Consider the following 26,341-nt stretch of genomic DNA (forward strand, 5'->3'; position numbering starts at 1 on the left):
ATAGGGTGAATTAATGGCAGACAAGCGCGATTATTATGAGGTTCTTGGAGTAGATAAAACTGCTGATGAAAAGACAATTAAAAAAGCTTATCGTAAATTAGCCAGAAAATACCATCCAGATGTTTGTGATATGCCTGATGCAGAAGATAAGTTTAAAGAAGTAAGTGAAGCTTACGCTGTCTTGTCTGATGAAGATAAACGCCAAAGATATGATCAATTTGGTCATGCTGGAATGGATGGATTTAGTGCTGAAGATTTCTATCAAAATGTAAACTTTGAAGATATTTTCCAAGGATTTGATATAGGAAATATTTTTGATATGTTCGGTTTTGGTGGAGGCTCACGTTCTAGAGGTGGCAGCAGTGGCCCTCAAAGAGGTTCAGATATCTACACAGAAATACCAATAACTCTCGAAGAAGCATTTAATGGATGCGAAAAAGAAATAAAAATTACTAGAAGCGAATTATGCCCTACATGTAAGGGATCTAAATCCAAACCAGGTTCTAATCCAGAAACATGTACTAAATGTGGAGGAACAGGACAAATAAAAGAAGTTAGTAACACTTTCCTTGGACAAATGGTTAATGTAAGACCATGTAGAGAGTGCGGAGGTACTGGTAAAATTATTACAGATCCTTGTGATGTATGTCACGGAAGAGGTAGTGTAAGAAAAACAAAAACAATTAAAATCGAAATTCCTAGTGGAGTTGATGAAGGAAACCATTTAAGAGTATCACATGAAGGAAATTGTGGTGAAAAAGAAGGTCTTGAAGGAGATTTAATTGTTACTGTACATATTAAAAAACACAAAAAATTCACACGTGAAGGCGATCATTTATACTTAGAACAACAAATCAGTTTTCCACAAGCTGCACTTGGTGATTTAATAACCATCCCTACAATCGATGGAAAGAAAATGGAATTTAAAATTACTCCTGGAACACAATGTGAAACTGTTTATAAATTAAAAGGACAAGGAATGAAATCTGTTAGATATAACAATAGAGGAAATCTTTATGTGAAAATAAAAGTTGTTGTTCCTAAAAAATTAAATTCAAAACAAAAAGAATTACTCAACGAATTCGCTGAAGTAAGCGGTGATGAAATAAAACATGTTGAGAAAGGACTCTTCGATAGAGTCAAAGATGCAATGAAGTAGATTAGGTAGACTAATTTACTTTATCTACTTTTATTAAATTTTGAAATTATTTAATTCAAAATTTAAATAAATTTTATATATTAAATAATTAAATATAAGTTAAATTAAAAGACTATTTTTAAAAATATTTCAAATATACTTATGAACTAAATTAAAATAATTAAAGGATACTTTAAAAATAATAAATATTAAGACAAGAATATATATGAAAAAATAAAAATATACAATTATAAAATCATTAGTTCTAATTAGAACATTAACAGATTTAAAAAGTGAATTATAATACAAGTAGCAATTAAAATAATTAGAAATTGACACTGAAATTTTAGTTGATGATTTAACAAAAATATAATTCTTTTTAAATCATTTTTCTCAATTCATCAAGATTCAACACAATAAAATTCTTGTAATCAGGATTAGCTAATATTTTATACTGTTTTTTATTTGTTTTCAAATAAGAATCCATCATAATCTTTTGTAACTCTGATACATCACTATTTAAGATAGCAGTTAATTTATTACTTTGTTCCATGCTTAAATTATCCATATATGATTGAATTACTGATTTGAATTTATCTACTAAATTTGAATTCCTTTTTGCCATTCTCTCTAGTATAAATGAAGGTGCTAATGTAACTAAATAATCATACTCCATAACATCATCAATTGTAATCTTTTCCATAGTATCAACCTTAAAAATTAAATAACAACTGATTTTATATTAATCATAAACAATGTTAAATTTATTGAAAAATAATCAAACTATTTGGAACTAATATGGAAACTAAATTATAGTATACCATGTTTAAAAGATATACTTTAAACAATAAAGTTCCAAAAAGATAATTAAAGCAATATTTGGAACTATTTGAGGCATATTGTAACCTAACCTATTTTAATTGAAATAATATTAATTGTTATCTCGTAGCATCGGAAAAAATAAATCAAGGAATTATAAAGGATAGTTACCTCAATAATTTACTGATACCCATGAGAACAACTTATAATATATGGATACCAAAGATTGATTAAAAAAATGAATTATCTATTACTTAATGAAGATAATAAATACATATCATAAACAAATATTAAAATTAAAGCTATTAAAAGAATTAAATAAAGAATAATAGTTCCTTCACTTTTTTATCAATACATCCATTTAAAATCAAGTTTTTTTTATTTATTCTAAATATTTATTTACTTGTTTTTATATACTATCAAATGGGGTTAAAAATGGATATAATAAATATGTTATGGCAATTCGGTATTCTTGCAGCAGTTTTAGTTTTTGGAGTTAAATTAGGACTTGCTTCAGGGATGGCAAATTTGTCTAAAAAGTTATTTGCAATCATCTGTATCTGTTATGGCGCCGGTGTTTTAATAATTTCAAGTATAGCTTCCATGTTTTCAAATCAAATAGTTACAATTATTTATTCATATAATAGTTTCTTTTATATCATAATGGCACTTGTAATGATTACTGCAGGTTTGTTAACAATTAGGGAATGGAAAGTTCATGGGAAAAATACAAGTAAAGCTACAAGTATAGCAATTATAGCTCCCTGCCCTTGTTGTTTTGGTTCAATTGTAGTTAGTATCCTAGTAGTTGCTCCAGCTATTGGTATGGGTTCTTTCCATTTAAGCATAATTGTTTCAATAGCATTAATTTTGGTAATGCTTGTAACTTATTTTGCTTCAAATACTATAGTAAAATTTATTAAAAAACCTTATCCAATAGTTCTAGGAAATTTCATGCTATTTTTAGGTGCTTATTTCTTATTATCTTCAATTGTAATTCCAAATATAGTGAATATTCTTTCAAATGGATCAGAAGGACTTTCTTTATCTTCACCAAATACTATTATTGCATGTATTGTATTTGTTGTACTTTTGGTTATTGTAGGAATATTCTTGAATAAAAAAGGAGAAAGTCTTTTAAGATAAAAATGGTGATTATTTATGAATTCAACAATTCCAGGAAGTGAATATTTAACAGGAACTTTAGATGTAATTTCACAAAGTCTATCAATTCCTGTATTAGTTATTTTATTAATTTTAGTAATTATTTCAATTATAGCCCTTGGAGGATTCATTTCAGAATATACTTCAAGAAAAAAAGTTGATGTTAAAACAATCTCAGATGGAATATTTAGCATTAGTTCAGCTAGTTCAATAGATGATTTAAAAAACATTATTAATAATTTAAACATTCCTAAATCTCAAAAAAGAGTTTTAACTAAAATTGCAGAAACTGAAGATTTAAATAACTTCTCAAGAGAAGCATTAGCTCGTAAGTTAGTCGAAAATGAAGAGGAAAAAATTGATGACTCAATGGAGAAAACTGATATTATTACTCGTATCGGTCCTACTCTAGGTTTGATGGGTACTTTAATTCCAATGGGCCCAGGTCTTGCAGCTTTAGGTTCAGGAGATATTAATGTTCTTGCACAATCCCTGACTGTGGCATTTAACACCACCATTGTTGGTATTGGATGTGGTGCATTATGCTATGTAATATCAAAAATTAGACGTAAATGGTACGATAAATACACATCTGACTTAGATGCATTATCTGATGCAGTTTTAGATTACATGAATAAATAAGTGATTTTTATGGTGAGACGAAAATATAAAAGACATAGAAATCATCAAGAAGAAGATCCCATGGCTGGAACAGCAAACCTTGTTGATGCAATGCTCGTAATTGCTGTAGGATTCCTAATTTTCATAGTAATGAGCTGGAATATGCAGGGAGTAATATTCTCAGACATGTCTCATGAAGAAAAACAAAAGACAATGGAAGCTATGAAACAAGTTAGCGAGGTTAACCAAGGTGAGGAACTAGATGATACACCAGATACTTCTAATAGCTCAGGACAAGGATATACCGAGATGGGTAAAGTTTATAAAGATCCATCGACAGGAAAACTGATTTTAGTTGAAGGTTAATCCCTTCAATTCTTTTTTTTAAATAAATATAACTTCTTATAAAACACATCATATCCATCAGCTAAAAATATTGATTTAACAAAACAAAAAAACAGATATTTGAAATATATAAAATACTCACCAATATATCTATTTATATGCTTAAAAATAGCTAAACTATACTTTTAATAAACTCATATTTTAATTATTTCATAGTTTTAACAATTTTAATCATTAAACTAAGTTATCATATATAGAATAAAAAAATAAAATAAATTTCAAAACCTCATAAAATTCAAACATGTTTTTGTTCAACACGACTTTAAAAAAAAGATAAAACTCTCTTAATATCTATTAAAGCTGTTTTTATAATTTTTACTTTTATTGTGACTTTTGCAGCGATAGAATAGTTTATGCCTACATCTAACCTATTGGTAATGCACAAACATTACATCAGTGATTATCATTATAATTTACTGTAAAAATCATAATTTTCTAGATACAATATACTTACCATCAACAAGTACATTATTTATTCTGCTTTTAATCGTACAAAAATATAATTAATTTTTTTAAAAAAAAAGAAAAATAGAAGATATTTTGTATATCTCTTCTATCTTTTAGTTGTTAATATTGCTTTTTGACTTATGGAACTATAATAGTTGTTTCCATTATATTTAATGGATGCTGTGAATTTTCCTGCTTTAGTTAATCCAGTAATCTTAAATGTAGCTCTACCTTTAGAATTGGTAATTGCTTTGTAAGTTTTACCGTTAACTTTAAGATAAACAGTACCTTTGTAGATATATTTGCCTTTATTGTCTTTTAAAGCAATAGTGTATTGTTTAATTTTTGTTTTTACTCTGAAAGTCTTTTCATAAGCAGTGATTTTTGATGGTTGTTTTATAGCTTCAATAGTTACAGTTCTATTACTAGATTCATATTTATCATCACCATCAAACTTAATACTTGCTTGTTTAGATCCAAGAGTAGCAGTGTTTATTTTAAATACAGCTATTCCTTCTGAGTTTGTTTTTGCAGTATAAGTTTTACCATCATACACCAAAGTTACTGTCCTATTAGCTAAAACATTACCTTTTGAATCTTTAAGCAATACTTTATAACCATATCCTTTAGAGAGTATAGTTAAATAAAGTTTCTTGTTAGCTGATGAGAATTTTGATGGTTGTTTTATAGCTTCAATAGTTACAGTTCTATTACTAGATTCGTATGTATCATCACCATCAAATTTAATGATTGCTTGTTTAGATCCAAGAGTAGTAGTGTTTATTTTAAATACAGCTATTCCTTCTGAGTTTGTTTTTGCAGTATAAATTTTACCATCATACACCAAAGTTACTGTCCTATTAGCTAAAACATTACCATATTCATCTTTAAGCAATACCCTATAACCATATCCTTTAGAAAGTATAGTCAAATAAAGTTCCTTGTTAGCTGATGAGAAAAATGTTTTAATTGGGTTTTTAATTACTCCAGTAATGTTGTTTATAGCTTTATCACCTACTAAAGTAGCAGCAATTAAATGGTTGTCTTTAACTACTGAAATATTGTTTTCAGATTTTAAAACATTAACTGCATAATCTCCAGTTGTTGTGATATTGTTTCTTAAGATAGTTCCATTAACATTACCATCGTAAAGTAAAATACCTTGGTTAGTTGCACCAAACATGTCTGCTGTTGTAGCATTAGTTTTTCCAGTTCCATTGGAAATTATTCTGTTATCTACAATTATGACTTCTTTAGAGTTAGTTGCAATACCCATTGTGTATTGACCATTTGCAACAACATCGTTGTTAGAAACAATCTCTTTATCACCTAATAATTCAAAGCCATAAGCGGTTTTTCCATTAACAGATACATCATTATTTGTATAGTTACCTTCAACAGTATCAGATCCCCATTGTGAGGAATAAATACCATATGCTGATTCATTAGATACAACATTAACTATATTATTATTTACAGTTCCTATAAATGGACATTCAATATCAATACCAGCACCATAATTTACTTTATTAATAACAGTGATGTTGTTTGAATCTATATCCATGTTTTCTCCAGTAGCTTTTAAACCATAAGCATAGTTTACACCAGTAACAATGACACTATTATTACTGAAAGTTACATCATCTGCCTTGATTTTAACACCATAAATAGAATCATAATCACCAACACGGTTAGATACAGAAACATTAATATCATTTCCTGTAATCAATGCCTCATGGAATGTTGCATATATAGCCTCAGATTCTGTTCCATAAGCACATGAAGGAATAATAGCAGTGATTTTATTTCCAGAAATAGTAGCTTCATCAGAACCTGATAAATAAATAGCTACATTCATTGATGGAATCATATCACCAGCAGTAGGAGTACCTAAACCAGAACCATTAATAAATATATCATTATTTGAAATATTTACACTACCACTAACAAAAATAGCAATACCTAATGTATAATTTCCTTTAGCTATTATCTCATTATTAATAGCTGTTTCATCAACACCCATCAATTCCATACCATAAACAGAATTAGAGTTAAGAATGAATTTATTACCATCATATAATGCATGAACATCTCCATAATCATTAGTACCATAAACAACAGATTTAGCAGTTAAATTTACGATATTATTAGAAATAACTCCAATAAATGGTGCATTTAATGAAATACCATTAGCAGAATAATTACTGTTGAAAACAGTTATATTATTGTCAGTTAAATTAACATTGTTACCATCTGCAGTAATACCATAAATATAACTATTACCTTTACCTTTTATAGAATTTTTAGAAACGGTTGAATTTGATCCACTAACAACAATAGCATATAAACTATCATAAGAACCTAAAACAGATGAATAGTTTAATGATAAATCATTGTTTGAGATTATGTTATTATTTCCTTTAACCTGAATAAGATAAGCTGAATATTTTGCAGCATAATCTGGTCCTGGACCATAACCAGTTGCAGCAGAAGGAATTTCAGCATCAATTTTATTATTAGATACTACAGAATTATTAACATTTTCTAAATTAATGACTCCATTAACATATGAATCAGTATTATTTCCTTTAAAAGTAATTGTATTGTTTTTAATTGTTATATTATTAACATCACTAGCATAAATCAAAATATTGTCCTTACCTTGAACTAAAACAGAATTGAACTTGTTATTCATGATTGTAACATTGTTTCCATAAATTTCAATTAAGTTTTCAAGATCGAAAGTAAAACCATCAACTACAACATTATTACCTGCAATACTCATAGTCATATTGTTTAATACAGCATTATCTGAAACTAATCTGATTGAATCTATGAATGTAATTACATTAACTCCAAGATTGGAAAATTCTCCAACGAAAATCAATGTTTTATTAGTTACAGTTGGTAGTAACATACCATTTTCATCGAAATAATCATAGAAAGTTGAATTTGTAATAATTCCATTTAATATTATATAATTGTTTTCAACAACATTGTTTTCAGCACCTAATACTGCACGATCACCTGAAGTTTTTTCTCCTTTTAAACTATTGTTAGATACTGTGTTACCTGAAAGGCCAGTGATATTTACTGCATAACCTTTAGTTGAAACAATACTATTGTTTGAAATGTTATTGCCAGTAGAACCTGCTTTAAAGAATACCCCTGCATTACCATAACCTAAAGCATCAGGATAGTTATTTATGGATATTTCACTATTTCTATCACTGTTAACATGAATATCATTATTAGTGATTTTGTTGTTGTTTGATCCATAACCAGCTACACCAAATCCATATATTCCATTTGTAGTCATATTATTTCCATCTATAACATTATCATTACCATCGAATATTTCAACAGCATATGAAACATTGGATTTTAAGGAAATATTATTATCAATAACTTTTGAATTTTTAGCATATTCTAATGTTATACCATAAGCAGTATAATTACCAACAATATCAAAATTATTATCTTTAATTGAAATATTTTCACTATGATATCCTAAAATTAAACCTGTGGAAACATGATTTCCTCTAACAGTTACATTATTATTAGTGAAATTATTATTGTTAGATACTTCATCACTTCCAGAATTAGTTTGAGCACCTAAAACACCCATACCATACTCATAATTATCATAACCATATACTAAAACATTATTTCCATCAAATACATTATCACTGGAATCGAAATAAGCATCAATACCAACAAGAGAATTGGTTATTAAAGCACCATTATTTAAAATGGTTTTATTTAATTTTGAGGTTACAGTCACATTATTAGATTTAACTTGATTATCAGAAGAAGTGATAAGTAAAATACCATATGTTCTATAAATTTCATTTACTGAATTCACTCCATCAATACATTTAGATGCTTCATAATTATGATGTTGACCAGTACCATTGGTCACTATTTTATTATTCTCAATAATAGAACCATCAAGACCTAAACCCACTAAAGTGTAAGTTAAATAATCTCCAGAAGAATATAATACATTATTCTTAACTGTTGCATTAAAAACACAATTTAAGTAAATAGCATAAGCAGCATTTGGATCACAGACAGAAATATCATTATTAACAATAGTTAAATTTTCAACATCATATCCATAAATACCCCAGTTGTTTAAGTGACTTGAATTGCCATTAATGATTTTTAAGTTTTCAATCCATACATTATCTGAGGAAACTGTAATTTTAGAATTCTTAAGTACTGCATTATCTCCTGTAATTTTAACAGGTTTAGATATAATTGGGAATATTTCAACAAATTCCCCTTTAAAGTTCAAAATATCTCCATCATTAACCTCAACACTTATTAAATTACCATTATCATCAAAGAAAACATGGTAATTATCAGAAGTAATATCATGAATTTTTCCATTGAATTCAGAAGAATTATCAGGAACAAATTCACCATCAGGAGTATAAATCTTAGCAGATCCATTTACAGTATTGCCTTCAATAGTATAACTATCTTTATCAGCATCTTTAGCATTGATTGCATATTCATTATCTGTGGAAATAATATTATTAGTTATTGTAATATCAGATGGAACCCTAGTTTTAGATGATTTAGAAACATATACACCAATACCACTAGTTGAAGTAATATTATTGTTTGAAACAACTAATCCTGTGAGCTTACCTACCTGAGATACACCATTACCTGAAACTGTTGTGATATTATTATTCATTACTTTAACATTATTACCATTAGCATCTACACCAACACCTTTTCCTTTAAGATTAATATCATTATATTTAACAGTAGTGTCATCACTTGCAGATACACCCGCAGATTCAACTAAACAATTAATAAGTTTATTGTTAGAAACAGTTGAATTCTTTCCAACAATAATAGCATAATCTCCACCAACTAACTCGCCAGTAGCGAAATTTTTACCTGTAATATTAATTAAAGTATTATTATTAACATTAGCACCATCCTCAGCGGAAATTCCCCTAAATGTTCCAATTACTGTATTAAATTCAGCAGTATTATTTGAACCCATTAACTGAATACCATAACACCATGAAGTTGGAACAACCATACATTTTACAGTATTATTACGTATTATGTTATTATTAGATCTTCCACCTACAAATGCACCAGAACCATATGCAGATAGATAGATTCCATTAGCGTCATCTACTTCAATGTAATTGTTTTTAATTAAATTGTTATGAGCATCCCCTAAAACAAGAGCAGATGTAGACTTTGTAGTTCCTTCTAAAGAGATTTCTCCACTTCTAATTATATTATCTGAAATTACATTATTATTTGAACCTGGATTCAAAGCTATTGGGAATGAACTTTGACCAGAACAATTAATATCATTATTTTTAATTAGACAATTGGTAACACCAGCTAAAATGATACCTTGTGTATCAGTACATCCAATGTTTATTATTTTCAAATTAGAAACAGTAGAACCAGAAGCTCCAGTAACAAGGGCGACAGTTCCATTATAAATAATTGCATCTTCACCAGTTAAAGTAATGTTTTTATTAATTATAAATTTTTTACCAGTGAAATTTCCAGTTAAAATCAATGTATACCCATCAGCAACATCACCCATTAAATTTCCATCTTCATCAAAATAATCATCATAATTATTTACATCAACAGTAAAGATATTAGCATTTTTATTTCCATCAGGTGTTTTCATTATAGAAGATCCATTGAAATAATTATCCCTAATATTATAATTATTAACCTTCCCAACATCAATAGCATACTTACCATCAGATATGGAAATATTATTACCCATGATTACAATACCAGATGCTGAACTTGCAGATACACCATTACCACTAACTGAAGTAATATTATTATCTAAAACAATTAAAGCAGGACCACTAGTTACACCTATAGCATTCCCATTATTAGTTTTAATATTATTATGAATTAATGTAATCTTTTCCCCTGAAGGATTTATTCCAACACCCCTTCCTGTAATATCAATATTATTATCAGAAACAGTTGTATTTGAAAGTGGAATTATACCTGCACGTGTCATTCCACCGTAAACAGTATTACCTGTAATAATTCCATTATTACTAGTAGTAATACCTGTATTTGAAGCAGAGATAGTATTATTTCTTATAATATCTCCTTTACTATTAGCATTAATTCCATAACTTGATGAAATAACTTTATTAAATTCAATAGTATGCTCTTTACCTGTTAATCTAAAAGCCTGACCAGAACCAGCTCTAACAGTATTATTACGCAATACATTATTAGAAGCTGAAGTACCTATAATGATAAATCCATTACCATTACTAGAATCAACATGATTTTTTTCAAATAAATTGTAACTAGAATCCTTTATATAAATAGCATCAAGATTTCTAGTAAACATACCATCAATATACCCTTTTGACATTATTGAATTATTAAAAATCACAGTATAATTCGCATTCATTAAATATATTGGTTGTGAATTTTTACCAGTAGAAGTAATATTGTTATGCATAATAGTACAATTAGTAACACCATTCAAATTAATACCATTAATATCAGTACCATTATTAACAATTATCAAATTAGAAACAGTAGAACCAGAAGCCCCTGTAATAAGAGAAACAGTACCATTATAAATAGTCACACCATTACTAGTTAAAGTAATGTTTTTATTAATTCTGAAATTCTTGTCATTGAAGTCTCCAGTTAACACTAAAGTATCGCCATCAACAACAGTATCTTTTATATGATCATTCTCATCAAAATACTCATCATAATTATCTTCAGAAACAGTATATTCCGAAGATTGAGAAATAGTAGGACTATCATCAATAGTTGCACTATTCTTAGTTAGAACACTGTATTCAGAAGATTCAGCAATAATCGAACTATCATCAATAGTTGTATTATCTTCCGCAGAAACAGCACCCATTGCCATTACAATGAATAAAATAAGAATAGATAAAAATTTTATATTCTTTTTCATTAATTTTTTCCCTCCTTAAAATACATTATAGACTTTAAATAAATAAAAAAATTAAAGTCAAATTTATTTTTATAAAATCTAGTATAAATAAATTATTGATGATATTTTATAAAATATACTTTATAAAATAAATTACTTGAGAATTAAAAAACATGCAAAAATTAAAAAAAGGGTTGAAATAAACCCTAAAAACTTATTTTTTCTTATATCCATAAACTAATAATGCAAATATAATTATAATAACTAAAATTATTACAATTAAAGAGTTATTATTACTTATTTCTTTAGAAGCACTAATCTTTTCAATTTCATAGCTTTTAGATGAAGAATCAGCACTTGAAATAGAATTATCTTCATCAGTTGATTTAAACTCAGTTGGATTAACTATATCCTGACTAGAATATCCATTAACAACCATATCACTACCAACATCACCAATATTTGAATCAATTGAACTTCCACTAGAAACCTGGGAACTTGCATTAACATTAATATCATTATTAGTTATGTTATTGTTAGTTCCATTTGGATTAACATTAGTACCATTATTGTTAGTTCCATTTGGATTATCTGGATTATTATTAGAATTCCTTACATTGAGATATTCATCTTTTAAATTTTGAACAAAATCCAATATCCTATCTAAAAATGAACTACTATCTCCAGTATATTCCTTATTATTATCATCCCTAACTAAATTATCAGGGTTTAAAAAATAACTATAATCCATTATATCTCCACTGAAATCTTTAATAAAATTATCAGTGAAATTTACATATTGCCATTTGTACTCTGTGTTATTAGATATAATTATCATACCATCATTGTTTTCAAGGATATTCTGTTCAATGTGAATTTTTGAAGCTGTTAAATCAAATATTGCACCATCGTTAAGAGAATTATTTGCAAAATAATTATGCTTAACATCTACAATACCATAAGGACCATCTTGAATACCATCAATATGGTAATATCCTCCAAATAGTGAATAAATTATACTACTAGCTTGACCAAGATTGATTCCAGTGAAACTATTATCTTCAATAGTGATGTTATCTATCACTTTAATAGCAATTATAGGACCTATACTATATTCAAAACCTATATTTCTAAATGCATTTCCTGAAATAACAGTAAAATGAGAATTTACATCAATATAAGCCAGTGATGAATCATTATCTGTACCTCCACCATAAAAGTAATTATTCTTAATATTAATATGACTTCCTGTGTAAGTATTAATAGCATGAGTTGAATTTATGAATATATTTGAAGTTATATTCACATCATTTACATGTTCTAAATCAATAGAATTCAAGGAATGGTTAAATATATTATTACTAATGGTTAAGTTAGCTGACTTATCTCCTCCAAAACTATTAAGATAATGAATTCCATTGGAATTTTCAAAATAGTTATAAGAAACTGTACAATTTACACAATTGAGTAAGACATCAAAAACTTCCCAATCTTCAAAATATCCTTTGTCAGTAGCATTTTCATTCCTATAAAAATTATTACCACTTATAATTACATTATTTCCATTAATAGACATGGATTGTGCATCGGATCTTGCATTGTTATTAAAAAATACATTATTCAATATAATGCAACCATCACCCTTAAGAATATATATCGGAGGAGTAGCTGCAGAATTATTTAAAAAAGTATTATTAATAATAATAATTCTATTATATGCTAGAATAGCACTAGATACACCCTTATTACTCAAATTTACTTTTTCACTACTATATGAGGATAACATGGAATAAACCTCATTAGAGTCAAATTCATTATTTATGAAAGTTGAAACATTTCCATTTGAGAACACAGCAGCAGCATATTTATCAGATAAGTCAACATGTTTATGCATACTATCTGTATATCCATAGATATAATTCCTATCAAATCTAGAATTTTTGACTAATAAATTGTTTCCAGAATTATAAACAGCACCACCAAACATTTCCCCATTTCCATACCAATATGTGTTGAATATATGATTTTTTACAAAAGAACAGTTGTCAATAGTTAAATTATTACCATAATTAGCTATTGCACCACCTTGTAACATACCATTCTTAATTTTCGCATAGTTTTCAGTAAATGTGGAATTAGTTATGGTTAAATTACTTTGAAGGTTATATATAGCTCCACCACTAACTGAAGCAGTATTGGATTTAAAAGTACAGTTATTTAAAACAATGTTTCCGTTATTGTAAATAGCACCACCAGAATTTGCTCCATTATTTATAAAAATACAATTATTCAAAATTAAAACACCATTATTATAAATAGCTCCACCAAGAGTTGCTTTGTTATTTATAAAAGTACAATTATCCAATATTGAAACACCATTATTATAAATAGCTCCTCCAGTTACTCCTTTACCATTAGTTAAATTCAAATTAGATAACTTTAAAGTAGCATTAGAAGAAACATTGAAAATAGTATTCTTATTATTACCTGAAATAACAGATTGATCATCTGGATTAATTGAAACCTCATGATCCACCATGATAGTTTCATCAACAACATTATTTTCAGTTAAATTATCCAAATCCATAGCAGAAGCTGAACCAACAGATAAAACAAACAACAAACCTAAAAATAAAACTATTACATTAGACTTCAATTATTTTTCACCTCCCTTAACATTTATATGGCCAAATAAAGAAAAATTGACCATTAATAAATATATATTGATTAAGAATATTTAAATATTTTGAAAATATAGTTGATAAAAATAAAAAAAGAAAAATAGAAAGAATTATTCATCCCTTCTATTTCTAATATAACCAAATCCAAATAATATAATCAACACAATAACTGCAATAATAACAAGAGCAGGTGTTGAAGATTGTGAACTAGCTATATTTTTAGATGAACTTTTTTCAATCTCATGTGCTTTACTTCCAGAGTCATCTCCTGCATTCCCACTATCTTGAGCATTAGAATTCGCAGATGGATCGAAAGATTTAGCACTAGGTTCCGCACTATTAGAAGGTGAATTTCCAGCAGAAGTTACACCTGCAGAGGATGAATCACCACTATTAGATTCACCACCATTTTCCCCTTGAGAAGTGTCTGAACTATCTGAACTTGCATCATTTTTATAGATTGGATCTTTTAAGGTAGCATTAGCTAAAATTTCAGAATATTTCTGTTTTTCCTGAGCTGAAAGTGTACTCATTTGCATTAAAATCTTATTGAAATTAATATTGTTACATGTGTGGTGACAACAAGCAACACCATACTCAATAGAAGTTTTAATCATCTCATTAGACAATTGTTCTAAAGTACTTCTTACAGATGGATCAAGAGAATTCAAGAATTTATCTACATCCTGTTTTGAAATAGATTTAGAACTTAATAATTTCTTAAATGATTGATCAACAGAATGACCATTAGCATCAGTCATTTCCCATTTATTATTAAGAGCCATATAAACCATCCATGCAGATGCAGATGAAAATGCTGCTGCACTTGTAGTGGAATCTACATATTTCTTCATGTAAAGAGTTGATTGAGCCAATTGTGATCCTAATTGGGTGTTTAAGCTACCTTTACTTACAACTAAAAATCCAAAAGCATTCTGGATTTTAGATGCAAATGAATTCATACCCATATCAGATTTTCCCCATTCATCAAGAAACTTATTATTGGTTAAAACTGATCTTATTTCAAACTCAATTTGTTCTTGAACTGTATTAGAGGTATAATGATTCTTATTTCTGATATCTACAAATGAAGTGTCTGGATTAGCTCCAAAATGATTAGCAGCATTTAATAAACCTCCAAACCAATCATAATAATCATCACTATCAAGTACCCTCCAAGTACTGTCTAAATTCTGAGTAATCAAATCAGTTTTTCCAAGTAAATACTTGTATTGGTCTTTTTGCTGTGAAATAACAATATTACCATTATCATCAATACTCCATGCATAAGATACCTTATTCATATAAATATCTGCTAAAACATCATTTACTTTATCAATACTCCATTTGTTAGTATTTGGAATAAATGTACTCATACCAGTACCTTCCAATACCTTTCCTGGAAGACCAAATAATCTATTTAATGTTGGATTTTCTGAATAATGCTTTTTAACAAAATTAACAGAAGCATCCTCACCCGGAGCATTGAAAGCCAAACGAGTAGCAGTCACTAACCAAGTAATCCAATTTTTATTACTAGTCACCATACTTGCATATACATCTATTCTTGGTCTTTTTACAACTTTACCATTAGATAAAGTGACAGTTAATTCACTTAATGGAAGTAATTCAACACCATCAACAGTACCTGTTCTTGTCCAAGTCGGTTTACAGCCTAAGAAGTATAAAAACTCAGAAATACCAATACCTTCAGTTCTTAAAATCTCAGTACCCCATAAAATTAATGCAGTCATTTCAGGCCATTTACCATGTTTTTCATAGTAATCCGCAAGAAGCATGTTGACTATTTTTTTAGCAGATTCAAATGATGCTTTAGATGGAACTTTTGTATGATCTGTTGCATATCCATTATAACCAGTTGGAATTGAATCTCCATAAGCAGGATCTGCAAATAAACCACCTTCAACATAGCTACCATTTAATGCAGCCAATAATGCATTCCACTCATTGTTCGCATAAATTTTTAAAATAGTTTCAGCAATATATAGAGAATCTTTGTATAATTGGGATTTTTTACCATAACCCAATGAATCAGATAGATTATCACAAGTGGTTCCTCCAATGATTGACTTAACCATTTCACGTAAAAATGCTTTAATAAGTTCAATTTGAGTAGCATATTCTTCTTTACCTACAATATCATCATAATAATCTAAACCTGCAAATTCTTTAAATAAGAATGCAGCAATATGATCATAAACTGAAGTTTGAGAAGAAACAATAGTAATAACTTCTTCTATAAGATTTTCACCACTTAAAACATGCCCTAAAGTATGTAAACCTAAAGCATTGAAGTCATTTTCTAACTCATCCAAATAATCATGTAATTCAGATAACCACTCAGCGAAAGTCTGATTTTTACCTTGAGATTTGAAACCTACATTATGTGCAAGTGCAATAATCTGAGCTTTATAACTTTCTGCATTATCAGAGACATTAAGTTTAATTGCATTATTATATCCATTAATAGCATTAGCTAATTCTGAATAGTTACCATATAATTCAGAAGCAACAATAGCTGGAGTCATATGAGTAATCATTAATGCTCCTAACCTATCACGAGCAACCATAGCCTCACCAGGATTAGATACAATATAAGGATATATAGTTGGAGTTAAAGTTAACTCAAAAGTCCAGTCACCTTCCTGTACACCAATTTGATGACCTGGTAAAAACTCTAAAGTACCGTGAGTTCCCATATTAATGATAGCATCTGTTTTTGCAGTTTTATCTAACCATTCATAAAATGCAACATACTGTTGGTGCGGAGGCAATGTAGTATCATGGTAATTTTCTATTTCTTCCCATCCCCTACTTGGTTGGAAAGTAATAAAGACATTACCTAACTGTATACCAGGTATTACAATATACTTATTATCATATACCATTATTTTACCTAAACCTTCACCCCAATAATCTACTAACTGCTTCATTGCATCAGGGTTAATATCAGATATTAACTTCTTATATTGATTAAGAGATATTAACTGATGATTAGCCATTAAACTATTCCAGTTCTTTTTGACATAATCATTTAACAGCCCTTGAGCCCATGTACCTTTGTTACCGAAATCAGCTATAATATTACCTAATTCTTTTACACTAGGAATGTCTTTTTTATCCATTCCTATATCATAACCATTATCAGCTAAAAGCATTAAAAGATCATGTACACTTTGGTAAACATCCAAATATGAAGCTCCAATTTCAGCTTTTCCAGGTGGATAGTTATAAAGAACAATAGCTATATTTTTATCTTTATTTTCCTTATCTTTAAGATTTGCCCATCCAAGAGTCATTTTAACAAGTTTATCAACTCCAGACTCAATAACATGAACTTTACCTAAATCATCAACATAAGATGTTACAATAGCCCCAAATACACCCTCAAAACTAGGAATTGTAACTGCATAAGACCATTCCATTTGAGGACCTAATTCATTGTCATACCCTTGTTTAGAAATATCATAAACTGCTTTGAGAATTGTTAAATCAAGATCAGTTAAGTTTTTAACAGCAGAGTTATTTGCCATTCCATTATAATCTAAAGACCAAGAATATAAAGAATTTATCGCAGATACACCTATTGTTGATGCTTTTGCAATTTCAACCAATATTGAAGACATAGGTATAGAAGTACCTGACTGATATATATTAAAAGCAGGTCTACCTGCAGCTTCATATTTTCTAATTAGACTATCTATTAAATCTCCACCAGCATAATAACTAGCTATGACAATAAATGAATTTGAATAAGGCTTATTTTGCTTATACCATGTTTCAAACATTCCCATAAATTTAGCTGGACTTGACTGAGTTTTCTGCCATTCTGCATAATTATCAGTCATCCAGTTAAGAGAACCTATTCCATCATGGTCATAACCAGGATTCGCTTTAATCCAAGAATTAATATCCTTTTGAGATGGTGTAACTGTTAATGTTCCACAATCCGGATGGTAAAATCCAAATGATGAAGCCAATAAAGGAGTTCTTTTTGGGTCTAATGTAGGATTTGAATAATTAGATGGATTAATTAAATATTTAATATAATCTAAAAGATTAGCCATATTTGTATTTAAAACTTTTTCATCAGGAGTGTCTTCAGCCTGGAAATATGAACCAATATATGTATTTTCCAATGAATTCACATCATTATGAGAAGGGCTTCCTCCAACGAAATGAAGATCAATATTGTCTAACAATTCTTTTGAATAGACTCCAAAAGTATATGCAATCATATATTTTTCATATGCTGGTGAATACTTTAATATATCTGTACTAAATGAATAAGTAGGTCCATCAATATACATATCTAACTGTATAAAATTAGCATAGTCAAACATCCATTCTTTAGTCTTATCAAAATTCATTGTTGATACATAACATACTCTTTTTGATAAATTACATAATACATTAAGTTTCTCATGATGAGAAGAATAATCTACAAAGAACAGTATATCTGGATAGAAAATATGTTCAATATTCAACTTATTTGAAAGAGTTACAGATTTAGAATAAACTTCATAAGTATCTAAAGCTATATCCACTCTATATTTACCCTGAGCTAATTTAACAGACAATAACCCATTATCATTTGTATGGCCTTCAAATACTTTGTTATTTGATATGTCATAAATAGATATTATTGCTTTATTAGTAGCAACACCATCTTCAAACCAAGTATTATTAGCCTGAGAATAAGAATCCCTAATATCAAAATTAATAACACCATGATTAGAATTAACTGCTTTAACGACACCATTCTCCAATTGAGTATTATTAACTGAAGAATATGAATCTCCAATATCAGAATTAATATCATGATCAGAAGTAGCTACTTTAACAACATTATTATCAAAACTATCTAAGTTTGAATCAGTATTGTTTAAATCATTTGCAGATACTGTACTTAAACTTATACATGTAATAACCAATAAAATTAAAACAAATAAAAGCTTTTTAGTTTTGATATTTTCACCTCCATTTAAATTAATTAATGAAACCATAGAATGATATTAAATAGAAATATCTAATATTTTTTAATATATCCTATGCATATTCATTTATAGAACCTATTATATAAACAATACGGAATGTTTTAAAAAAAATAAAGTAAATTTGAATTAGTAATTAAATTAATTAAAAAATATTAAAAAAGAAATAAAATGAAGTTGAAAAAGAAATAATCTATATGAAATATAGTTATCTAATCAAAACTACACAAAGTTCAAAAAAATAATTTGAATCATAAAATATAATTCAACACAATTACAGAATTAATATAATAAAAATTGTAAATAAATTACATTGTATTTAATTATAATCTTAAAAATATGTAGATTACCAATATTTGATAATTTAAATTTTTCATGGCCTGTTAAGAGTAACCCACCTTCTGTTTAACAGCATTCATCTTAGCGTGCTACCTTGCCTACCCAAGAGATTATCGGCAACTTTGCTCTTGCATCCTATGGAATGGCCGTTTCACCAATTCTTTTAATGTCCTCAATTAAATATCATCGTCAACCATTAAAAGCTGTATCGTTTCTGCTCCAGTGTCATGCCTCTCAGCATACGTTTTTCAACGCCATAGTCTTGTATGATGGGCGGAGTTTCCTTAGTTAATAAAAACCAGTAGCTGTCTTTAACTTGCCATGAAAAAATGATTAATATATAGTAGCAGGGCCTAGATTTGAACTAGGGATCTCGGGGTTATGAGCCCCGCGGGATCACCAGACTACCCCACCCTGCTATACGAATAAAAACAGTATATGTATACTATATAATATGACAAATATAGTATATAAAGTTTTCGTAAAAATATGTAAAAACTTAAAGAAAATAAATTAATTTAAAAAAATAAATTATTTATTTTCTAAAGAATCTATTCTTTTATCTAAGTCACCTAATCTTTCTTCAGTAGCTTTTTGGAATTCCTCAGAGGTTTGTTTAAATTCATTGAAACTTTTTTCTAATGTATCAACATTATTAGTAGTTTCATCAAATTTAGCCTGAAGATCATCTAAATCATTCATAGTAACTAAAGACCACTCCTTAATTAACTGATCACTTTTTTGATCTAAAAATGCATCAAGCTTTTGGGAAAAAGCACTAGTATTAATAGTAGAACCATCAATATCACTTAATTTAACTTTAATTCTTTGGCCCATTGATTCCTCTTCTTTAGATAAATCTTCATATTCTGAAGTAGATTTATTATTTTTTCCTAAAATTTCATCCATATGAGCATCAGCACTCTCAGGCATGAAATCACGTAATTTATCTACAGTAGATGGACTATTTAGTAAATAATAATAAACTAAAATAATAATTGCAACAATTAAAATTAAAATTGCAACAATTTCAATGATATCCATATTACCACCTATTTATTCATTTTACTGAGTTTTTTTTCTTTTGCTTCAATTTCTTTAAGCATTTTTTCTAATTTTCTTTGTTCAGTTTCAGCTTCAAGTCTAGCTAATCTTTCATTAATTTCAGAATGAAGATAACCAACATTACTTCTTACTTCAGTAGTAGATTGCCTAATAGCTGAAAGACTATCTTGCTGTTCCTGAGGTAATGGAATTGGATTATCCATTAATCTTTTAGATTCAATGTCTTTTTCAACCATAGCCATTTTTTTAAGTTCAATTTCCTTTTCAAGGATTAAAATTGAATTTTTAGATTCTGTAACTTTTTTCCATTGGAAAACAATAATAATTAAAACAATAGCAACAATTACCAAAATAATCAAATAAAAAATTTGATCAGGTATTGCAGTAATAGTATCCATTTTTAACCTCCAATTATATTTATAGAGTAAAGTAATATAAATATAAATATAAAGTTTATTTATTAAATAATTAATTATTTATATATTTAAGAAGGGGTAACATATGATAGAATCTTATATAAAAGCTGGAAAAATTGTTTCAGACATACGTAATGAAGCTTCAAAAATGATTACTGATGGAGCTTTAGTTATAGATCTTGTAAACTACGTGGAAAGTGAAATATTAAAAACTGGTGCTAAAATTGCATTTCCATGTAATGTGTCTATAAATGAAATTGCTGCTCACTATACTTCACCTATCGGCGATGAAACCTCATTTAAAGCTGGAGACATGGTGAAACTAGACTTAGGTGCAATGGTTGATGGATGTATTGCAGATTCTGCAATTACAGTAATAGCTAGTGGAAATTTAGATGATAATTATACACAAGATGAAATTAATTTACACGAAGAAATAAAAGAAGCTTCAGAAGCAGGTCTTGAAGCAGCAATAGCTACTGCTAGAGCAGGTATAGAAGTTTCCAAAATAGGCGCTGCAGTTCATGAAGCAATTGAAGAATATCATTTAAATCCAATATTTAATTTAACTGGACATAGTTTAGAACAATATAATTTACATGCAGGAATTTCAATTCCAAATTACGATAATCACGACAATTATATTCTAGAAGAAGGTCAAGCTATTGCAATTGAACCATTTGCAACTAACGGAGAAGGTATTGTAAATGATGCACCTGGCCATTATATCTTTTCATATATGGCAAATAAACCATTCAGAATGAAAAGTACACAAAAAATCTTAAAATATATCCAACATAATCATAGTAAAGTCCCATTTTCTGGAAGATGGATAACTAATGAATTTGGAGAAAGAAAAGGATTAATTGCACTAAAACAATTATCCGAAGCAATGGCTGTCTATCCCTACGCACCTCTTCGTGAAAAAGAAGATTGTTTTGTAAGTCAAAAAGAACATACTGTAATTATAGAAAAAGAAGGTTGTACGGTTACAACTATATAGAAGAAAATTATTTTTCTTCAACTAATTTTTTATTGAATCCATTTAAAAAAAGAAAAAAAAGAGAATTTAATAGATGGTAGGAACCCTAACACCCATTTTTGCTCTTCTTTCACGTTCTTTAGTATTTTTATCTTTTTTACCTTTAGCTAATTTTTCAAGTAAAGGAAGACCCGGTTTTACTTCATCCATTGGTTTTGTTTCAATTAAACCAGCAGATACTGCGGCTTTAAATATGCTGTTACCATCATCTGTTCTAGTTAAAACAGTAGACCATCCATCTGGAGATCCTACAGAACCAGTTGATACATCAGCCCATTCAGCAACATAATCTTGACAAATATTACATCCAGATTGTTCATAACCATGTGTTTCTTTAATTGCTAAACCAGAGTCTTCTCCATCTTTAGTTAACCAGAATTTACCTTTACCTATGTCCATTTTAGAAGCATCAGTTAAGTCATCAAATCCTAATTTTGCAGTAGCAAAAGTATCAAGAGAAGCCATAGGGAAGTTTTCCATACAATAAATACCAATCATTAATTTAATTTTATTAACAACAAATCTAGTGAATGGATAAGCTTGTGCTTTCCTTAAACCTTGAACTTGACATGGTGTTGCTACAACTCCGATTTTTTCAAGACCATATTGACGAGTTGCTTCTTTTAAAGCAGATAAAGTAGGTGACATAGAGTATTTAGTTCCAGCTGCTGCAATTACTTCATCAGAAGAAGTTACTACAGTAGGAACAGGTCTCCAATCATCATCAGGAGTTCCAGCTACAACTGCACCTTCAATAATTCCTTCATCAAGTGCATAACAGAGTAATGCAGATACAATTCCTCCGTCTTGTGATACATCTAAGATTTTTTTCTCAGTAGATCTAGCTGAGATTACTTCTTTATAAGTACCTAATGGCATTTTCATTCCTCCTAAAGTCCTGTTTCCTTTTTAATTCTTTCTTCAGGTAACCATGACCTTGGACACATCATATAACAAGATCCACATTTAACACATCTGTCTTTATCACAGCTAGGTCTACCTTCTGAAAAGCCCATTGCTCTAGTTGGACAAGCAAGAGCACAAGTTCCACAACCACTACAGAGTCCTTGACGGACAACATTAGTTAATACATCACAACCGCATCCTTTATCACATGCAGCCCAATCCATTGCAGGTTTTAAGTAATCTAAGTCACCTTCACATAAAGCAACTATAGTTTTTGCAATCATTTCAGGAGCTGTAGGACAACCTGGAAGTGCTAAATCCACTTTAACTAATGAACTAATTGGTAAGAAAGATTCATGTTTAGGTTGAGCTTGCTGACCTCCACGGGCATATGTGGTGAAACAACCAGTAATAGCACATGATCCAAATGCTGCAATTAAACCAGATTTTTTCCTTGCTTCTAAAAGTTCATGTACACTGTGTTCATCTTGTAAACAAACTGATCCTTCAATTAAACATAAGTCCATTTCAGGCATTTCTTCAGCAAAAGTTCCATGAATCCATTTATCTACCAAAGTTTGTCCGTATACAATATCAACCATATCTGTTAAAACTGTAGATAAAATATCATAATTTTCGGTTAAAGACATTGCATCCCCAGTACAACCACTTAAGTGTATGTAACCAATACGTGGTTTTGATGAAGCTGTTTTAGGTTCTTCTGCAGGTGCTTTGGTTTCTACATAAACAACATCTTCAACTTTTTCTTCTACTTTTGGAGCAGGTTTAGATGAACCACCAAAAGCTTTTTTTAATTTATCAAACATTATTTTACCCCGATTTCTTTTAAAACAATATCAATAGCTTCAGGAATCGCCTTCTCTACAGATTCAGATAAACCCACATCGACATCAGGTATTGGTATAGACGCAGGTTTACAACCAACAATTAAAACTTCACATTTTTCAGAAATTTTTTGAAGTGGTTCTTCGACAGTCATACCATGAGGATTATCATATTTTCCCACTTGCATAGCATTAGGGTCAAATACACTCACAGTTCCTGGAGTTGCATCAGATTCAACTACATCAATAACAATTAATTTTTTCCAATTATACTCATTGTATAAAGGGAAGAAGTTCATTGGTGCAGCAGTTCCTCCATCAATAAATTGAACACCCTCAGGTAATGTTACATCTTCAAATTTTTCTTTGATTTGGGTTAATACATCCTTATCAAATTCCTCTTCAACATATGAAGTAACTGCCGGATCATAATAATCATTTTTATCATTGAAATATTTTTGTAAAAGATTAATAACTATTGGACCATAGCCATCATCTTTAAATAAGATATTTCCACATCCAATAACAATTATATCCGAATCATAAGGCATTATTCATCCTCCACAATTATATTCTCACCATTTCATTTTTAAGAATGGATTTGTCCTCATCATCAACAACCATTACATGAGTAGCACATGATAAACAAGGGTCATATGCTCTGATAACGTGTGGTCCATACTCATGATGGAATCCTTCGGTAGCAGGTCCCATTGTTGGAATGTTCCAAGTGGTTGGTACGATAGCAGAGTAGAACTTAACTCTTCCATCAACAACTTTAGCCATGTGTACATTGGTTCCTCTAGGACCCTCAATTACACCAAAACCAAGTTCTTCAGTTCCTCTTTTATCATAACTTACATTTGCAGGAGCAGCAGGATCAATTGCATCTAAAGCTTCCATACATGCATCATAGTTTACTAACATTTCATCTGCACGAGCTACATGTTGTTGATTTACACCTTTACCTTTAAATCCAGCAAATTTTTCCATTCTTGCCCTAGGACCAGTTTCAACATTTTCACCATTAATTAATGGAATTACAGAACAAGCTTTTTTACCTATTTCAGGATCATCATACCAAGCTTCAGGTAAACATTCTGAGAAAACGTCCATATCAAAATCATTGGTTCCATAAGAGGAATCAGTTGCTAGTAATGGTCTGTCTACTACACCTAAATCTGCAGGTAAACCTTTTTCAACAACACAATTTTTTATTAATTCAATGTGTTCTTCGAGTTTTGGTCTAAGTGCAGTCATTCTTTCAATTAATCTTTCTTTGGTGAATGGAGTAATATTTCTTGCCATTCCACCAACTCTTATATCAGAAGGATGGATACCTTCACCAGCAATCATATCTACAACATATTGTACTGTTTTTCTTATTTCACTTACACTGTCAACTGCAGTAGTGAATAATTCATCAGGCACAAAATCAGTTGCGATTAAAAAGTGATGAATAGCTGCACTATTTATGTTATGTGCTGCTAAAGTAGCTTTTCTTAACAATTTTGCAGTTTTAGGAATTTCAATACCTAATGCCATGTCAATTGCTTCTGCTGAAGCCAAAGTGTGTGGGATTGGACAAACACCACAAATTCTTTGACATAAAACAGGTGCAGTTTCTGGAGCTTTGTCAAGAACCATCTTTTCTAAACCCCTAACAGGAGTTATACTTAAATACATACCTTTTGTAACTATCCCCTCATCATCAACTTCCATGACTAATTCGGCATGGCCTTCTTGACGACTAGTAGGAGATATAACTACTCTATCTTTCAAATATGTCACCTCAATTATAGAAATTAACATTTAATTATATGCAGTTACTAAATATAAATAGGTTATGCTAAACCAATCATAACGAAATATATATAATATATAACCGACTAATTTATATTATTATATTTAAATTAAAGGAGGGAAAAAATTGGATAAAGCAAATATTATTATTTCAATTATTATCGTTTTATGTATTGCAGCAGCCGTTGCAGCATATGGTATTACAAATAGCGATAATCCAATCTTTTCTGGCTTATCCAGTATGTCAGCAAATGATAATGATGCAGGAAATGGAATAGGAAATAACACAATTACAGGAAATGGAAGTGGAGATTCCCCAGCAACTACTGCAGATTCAAGTTCAAGCAGTGCGTCAGGAACAAGTAGTGGATCAAGTTATAGTAGTGGATCAGGATCAGGCTCAAGTAGTGGCTCAGGCTCCGGAAGTGGATCAGGATCAGGCTCAAGTAGTGGCTCAGGCTCCGGAAGTGGATCAGGATCAGGCTCAAGTAGTGGCTCAGGAACACATTTATCACAATCAGAAGCAAAAAGTATTGCAAATGGTGCTATTCAAGAAAGTGGATGTTATGCTGGAAGTGGATCATATTCTGGAGGCTACTGGTACTTTACTGTATATGATGCACAAGGTAATGCTGTAGATACCATAAGTGTTAATGATGCAACAGGTGCTACTGGAAGAGGATAAATTT

General features: G+C 29.4%; 16 protein-coding genes, 1 tRNA gene and 1 other RNA gene. 6 read left to right on the plus strand and 12 right to left on the minus strand.

What is annotated here, in order from left to right; translation table 11 throughout:
- The first annotated feature begins 13 nt into the window (after positions 1-13).
- Positions 14-1,159 (plus strand): molecular chaperone DnaJ, encoded by a 1,146-nt coding sequence (gene dnaJ, locus ACI389_RS03620; RefSeq protein ID WP_439780185.1) that lies wholly within the window; start codon positions 14-16, stop codon positions 1,157-1,159.
- Positions 1,160-1,517: 358 nt separating this feature from the next.
- Here the strand turns inward: dnaJ and ACI389_RS03625 are convergent, their stop codons facing one another.
- On the minus strand, positions 1,518-1,841 hold the full coding sequence (locus ACI389_RS03625) for a hypothetical protein (RefSeq protein WP_439780186.1): 324 nt from the start codon (positions 1,839-1,841) through the stop codon (positions 1,518-1,520).
- 551 nt (positions 1,842-2,392) lie between these two features.
- On the opposite strand from ACI389_RS03625, the gene ACI389_RS03630 reads away from it, so the two are divergent.
- The 3 genes from ACI389_RS03630 to ACI389_RS03640 are packed head-to-tail and all read left to right on the plus strand — an operon-like array spanning position 2,393 to position 4,108.
- Positions 2,393-3,103, plus strand: a complete 711-nt coding sequence (locus ACI389_RS03630; protein WP_439780187.1) for a DUF2162 domain-containing protein — start codon at positions 2,393-2,395, stop codon at positions 3,101-3,103.
- 15 nt (positions 3,104-3,118) lie between these two features.
- Entirely contained in the window at positions 3,119-3,763 is a 645-nt protein-coding gene (locus ACI389_RS03635; protein ID WP_439780188.1) for a MotA/TolQ/ExbB proton channel family protein, read from the plus strand.
- 9 nt (positions 3,764-3,772) lie between these two features.
- Positions 3,773-4,108 carry a DUF2149 domain-containing protein gene (locus ACI389_RS03640; RefSeq protein ID WP_439780189.1) on the plus strand — a complete coding sequence of 112 codons (336 nt, stop codon included), beginning with the start codon at positions 3,773-3,775 and terminating at the stop codon, positions 4,106-4,108.
- A 592-nt stretch (positions 4,109-4,700) separates the two neighbouring features.
- Here ACI389_RS03640 and ACI389_RS03645 read toward each other — a convergent pair.
- The 7 genes from ACI389_RS03645 to ACI389_RS03675 form a co-directional block, all read right to left on the minus strand.
- Entirely contained in the window at positions 4,701-11,561 is a 6,861-nt protein-coding gene (locus tag ACI389_RS03645) for a right-handed parallel beta-helix repeat-containing protein (protein WP_439780190.1), read from the minus strand.
- A gap of 193 nt (positions 11,562-11,754) precedes the next feature.
- Entirely contained in the window at positions 11,755-14,196 is a 2,442-nt protein-coding gene (locus ACI389_RS03650) for an adhesin (protein ID WP_439780191.1), read from the minus strand.
- Positions 14,197-14,331: 135 nt separating this feature from the next.
- Positions 14,332-19,248, minus strand: coding sequence for a cobaltochelatase subunit CobN (locus ACI389_RS03655; protein ID WP_439780192.1), 4,917 nt, complete (start codon positions 19,246-19,248; stop codon positions 14,332-14,334).
- Positions 19,249-19,614: 366 nt separating this feature from the next.
- Positions 19,615-19,895: RNase P RNA component (rnpB, locus tag ACI389_RS03660), an RNA gene on the minus strand.
- A gap of 24 nt (positions 19,896-19,919) precedes the next feature.
- A tRNA-Met gene (locus ACI389_RS03665) sits at positions 19,920-19,994 on the minus strand.
- Between the two features lie 112 nt (positions 19,995-20,106).
- A complete protein-coding gene (locus tag ACI389_RS03670) occupies positions 20,107-20,619 on the minus strand; it encodes a hypothetical protein (RefSeq protein WP_439780193.1) in 513 nt (170 codons plus the stop codon).
- Positions 20,620-20,627: 8 nt separating this feature from the next.
- The gene (locus ACI389_RS03675; RefSeq protein WP_439780194.1) at positions 20,628-21,038 is read right to left on the minus strand and encodes a hypothetical protein; all 411 of its coding nucleotides are present in this window, start codon (positions 21,036-21,038) and stop codon (positions 20,628-20,630) included.
- A gap of 103 nt (positions 21,039-21,141) precedes the next feature.
- On the opposite strand from ACI389_RS03675, the gene map reads away from it, so the two are divergent.
- Positions 21,142-22,059: a type II methionyl aminopeptidase gene (gene map / locus ACI389_RS03680; protein WP_439780195.1), complete on the plus strand. Its 918-nt coding sequence runs from the start codon at positions 21,142-21,144 to the stop codon at positions 22,057-22,059.
- Between the two features lie 66 nt (positions 22,060-22,125).
- Here the strand turns inward: map and frhB are convergent, their stop codons facing one another.
- The 4 genes from frhB to frhA are packed head-to-tail and all read right to left on the minus strand — an operon-like array spanning position 22,126 to position 25,631.
- A complete protein-coding gene (frhB, locus tag ACI389_RS03685; RefSeq protein ID WP_439780439.1) occupies positions 22,126-22,977 on the minus strand; it encodes a coenzyme F420 hydrogenase subunit beta in 852 nt (283 codons plus the stop codon).
- Between the two features lie 11 nt (positions 22,978-22,988).
- Complete coding sequence (frhG, locus tag ACI389_RS03690) at positions 22,989-23,831, minus strand: coenzyme F420 hydrogenase subunit gamma (protein ID WP_439780196.1); 843 nt, start codon at positions 23,829-23,831, stop codon at positions 22,989-22,991.
- A complete protein-coding gene (locus ACI389_RS03695) occupies positions 23,831-24,400 on the minus strand; it encodes a hydrogenase maturation protease (protein WP_439780197.1) in 570 nt (189 codons plus the stop codon). The genes frhG and ACI389_RS03695 overlap by 1 nt, the downstream gene beginning before the upstream one ends.
- Before the next feature lie 16 nt (positions 24,401-24,416).
- Positions 24,417-25,631: a coenzyme F420 hydrogenase subunit alpha gene (frhA, locus tag ACI389_RS03700; RefSeq protein WP_439780198.1), complete on the minus strand. Its 1,215-nt coding sequence runs from the start codon at positions 25,629-25,631 to the stop codon at positions 24,417-24,419.
- A gap of 148 nt (positions 25,632-25,779) precedes the next feature.
- Here frhA and ACI389_RS03705 point away from each other — a divergent pair, with 148 nt between their 5' ends.
- Entirely contained in the window at positions 25,780-26,337 is a 558-nt protein-coding gene (locus ACI389_RS03705) for an endoglucanase (protein ID WP_439780199.1), read from the plus strand.
- Positions 26,338-26,341: the final 4 nt, after the last annotated feature.

Origin of the sequence: Methanobrevibacter sp., from assembly GCF_051877095.1 — an archaeon.
GTDB lineage: Archaea > Methanobacteriota > Methanobacteria > Methanobacteriales > Methanobacteriaceae > Methanocatella.

Coding starts and splice junctions, on each gene's coding strand:
- dnaJ (WP_439780185.1), top strand. CDS start 14: ATGGCAGACAAGCGCGATTATTATGAGGTTCTTGGAGTAGATAAAACT.
- ACI389_RS03630 (WP_439780187.1), top strand. CDS start 2,393: ATGGATATAATAAATATGTTATGGCAATTCGGTATTCTTGCAGCAGTT.
- ACI389_RS03625 (WP_439780186.1), bottom strand. CDS start 1,841: ATGGAAAAGATTACAATTGATGATGTTATGGAGTATGATTATTTAGTT.
- ACI389_RS03675 (WP_439780194.1), bottom strand. CDS start 21,038: ATGGATACTATTACTGCAATACCTGATCAAATTTTTTATTTGATTATT.
- ACI389_RS03695 (WP_439780197.1), bottom strand. CDS start 24,400: ATGCCTTATGATTCGGATATAATTGTTATTGGATGTGGAAATATCTTA.
- ACI389_RS03645 (WP_439780190.1), bottom strand. CDS start 11,561: ATGAAAAAGAATATAAAATTTTTATCTATTCTTATTTTATTCATTGTA.
- ACI389_RS03670 (WP_439780193.1), bottom strand. CDS start 20,619: ATGGATATCATTGAAATTGTTGCAATTTTAATTTTAATTGTTGCAATT.
- ACI389_RS03640 (WP_439780189.1), top strand. CDS start 3,773: ATGGTGAGACGAAAATATAAAAGACATAGAAATCATCAAGAAGAAGAT.
- ACI389_RS03635 (WP_439780188.1), top strand. CDS start 3,119: ATGAATTCAACAATTCCAGGAAGTGAATATTTAACAGGAACTTTAGAT.
- frhB (WP_439780439.1), bottom strand. CDS start 22,977: ATGCCATTAGGTACTTATAAAGAAGTAATCTCAGCTAGATCTACTGAG.
- map (WP_439780195.1), top strand. CDS start 21,142: ATGATAGAATCTTATATAAAAGCTGGAAAAATTGTTTCAGACATACGT.
- ACI389_RS03655 (WP_439780192.1), bottom strand. CDS start 19,248: ATGGTTTCATTAATTAATTTAAATGGAGGTGAAAATATCAAAACTAAA.
- frhG (WP_439780196.1), bottom strand. CDS start 23,831: ATGTTTGATAAATTAAAAAAAGCTTTTGGTGGTTCATCTAAACCTGCT.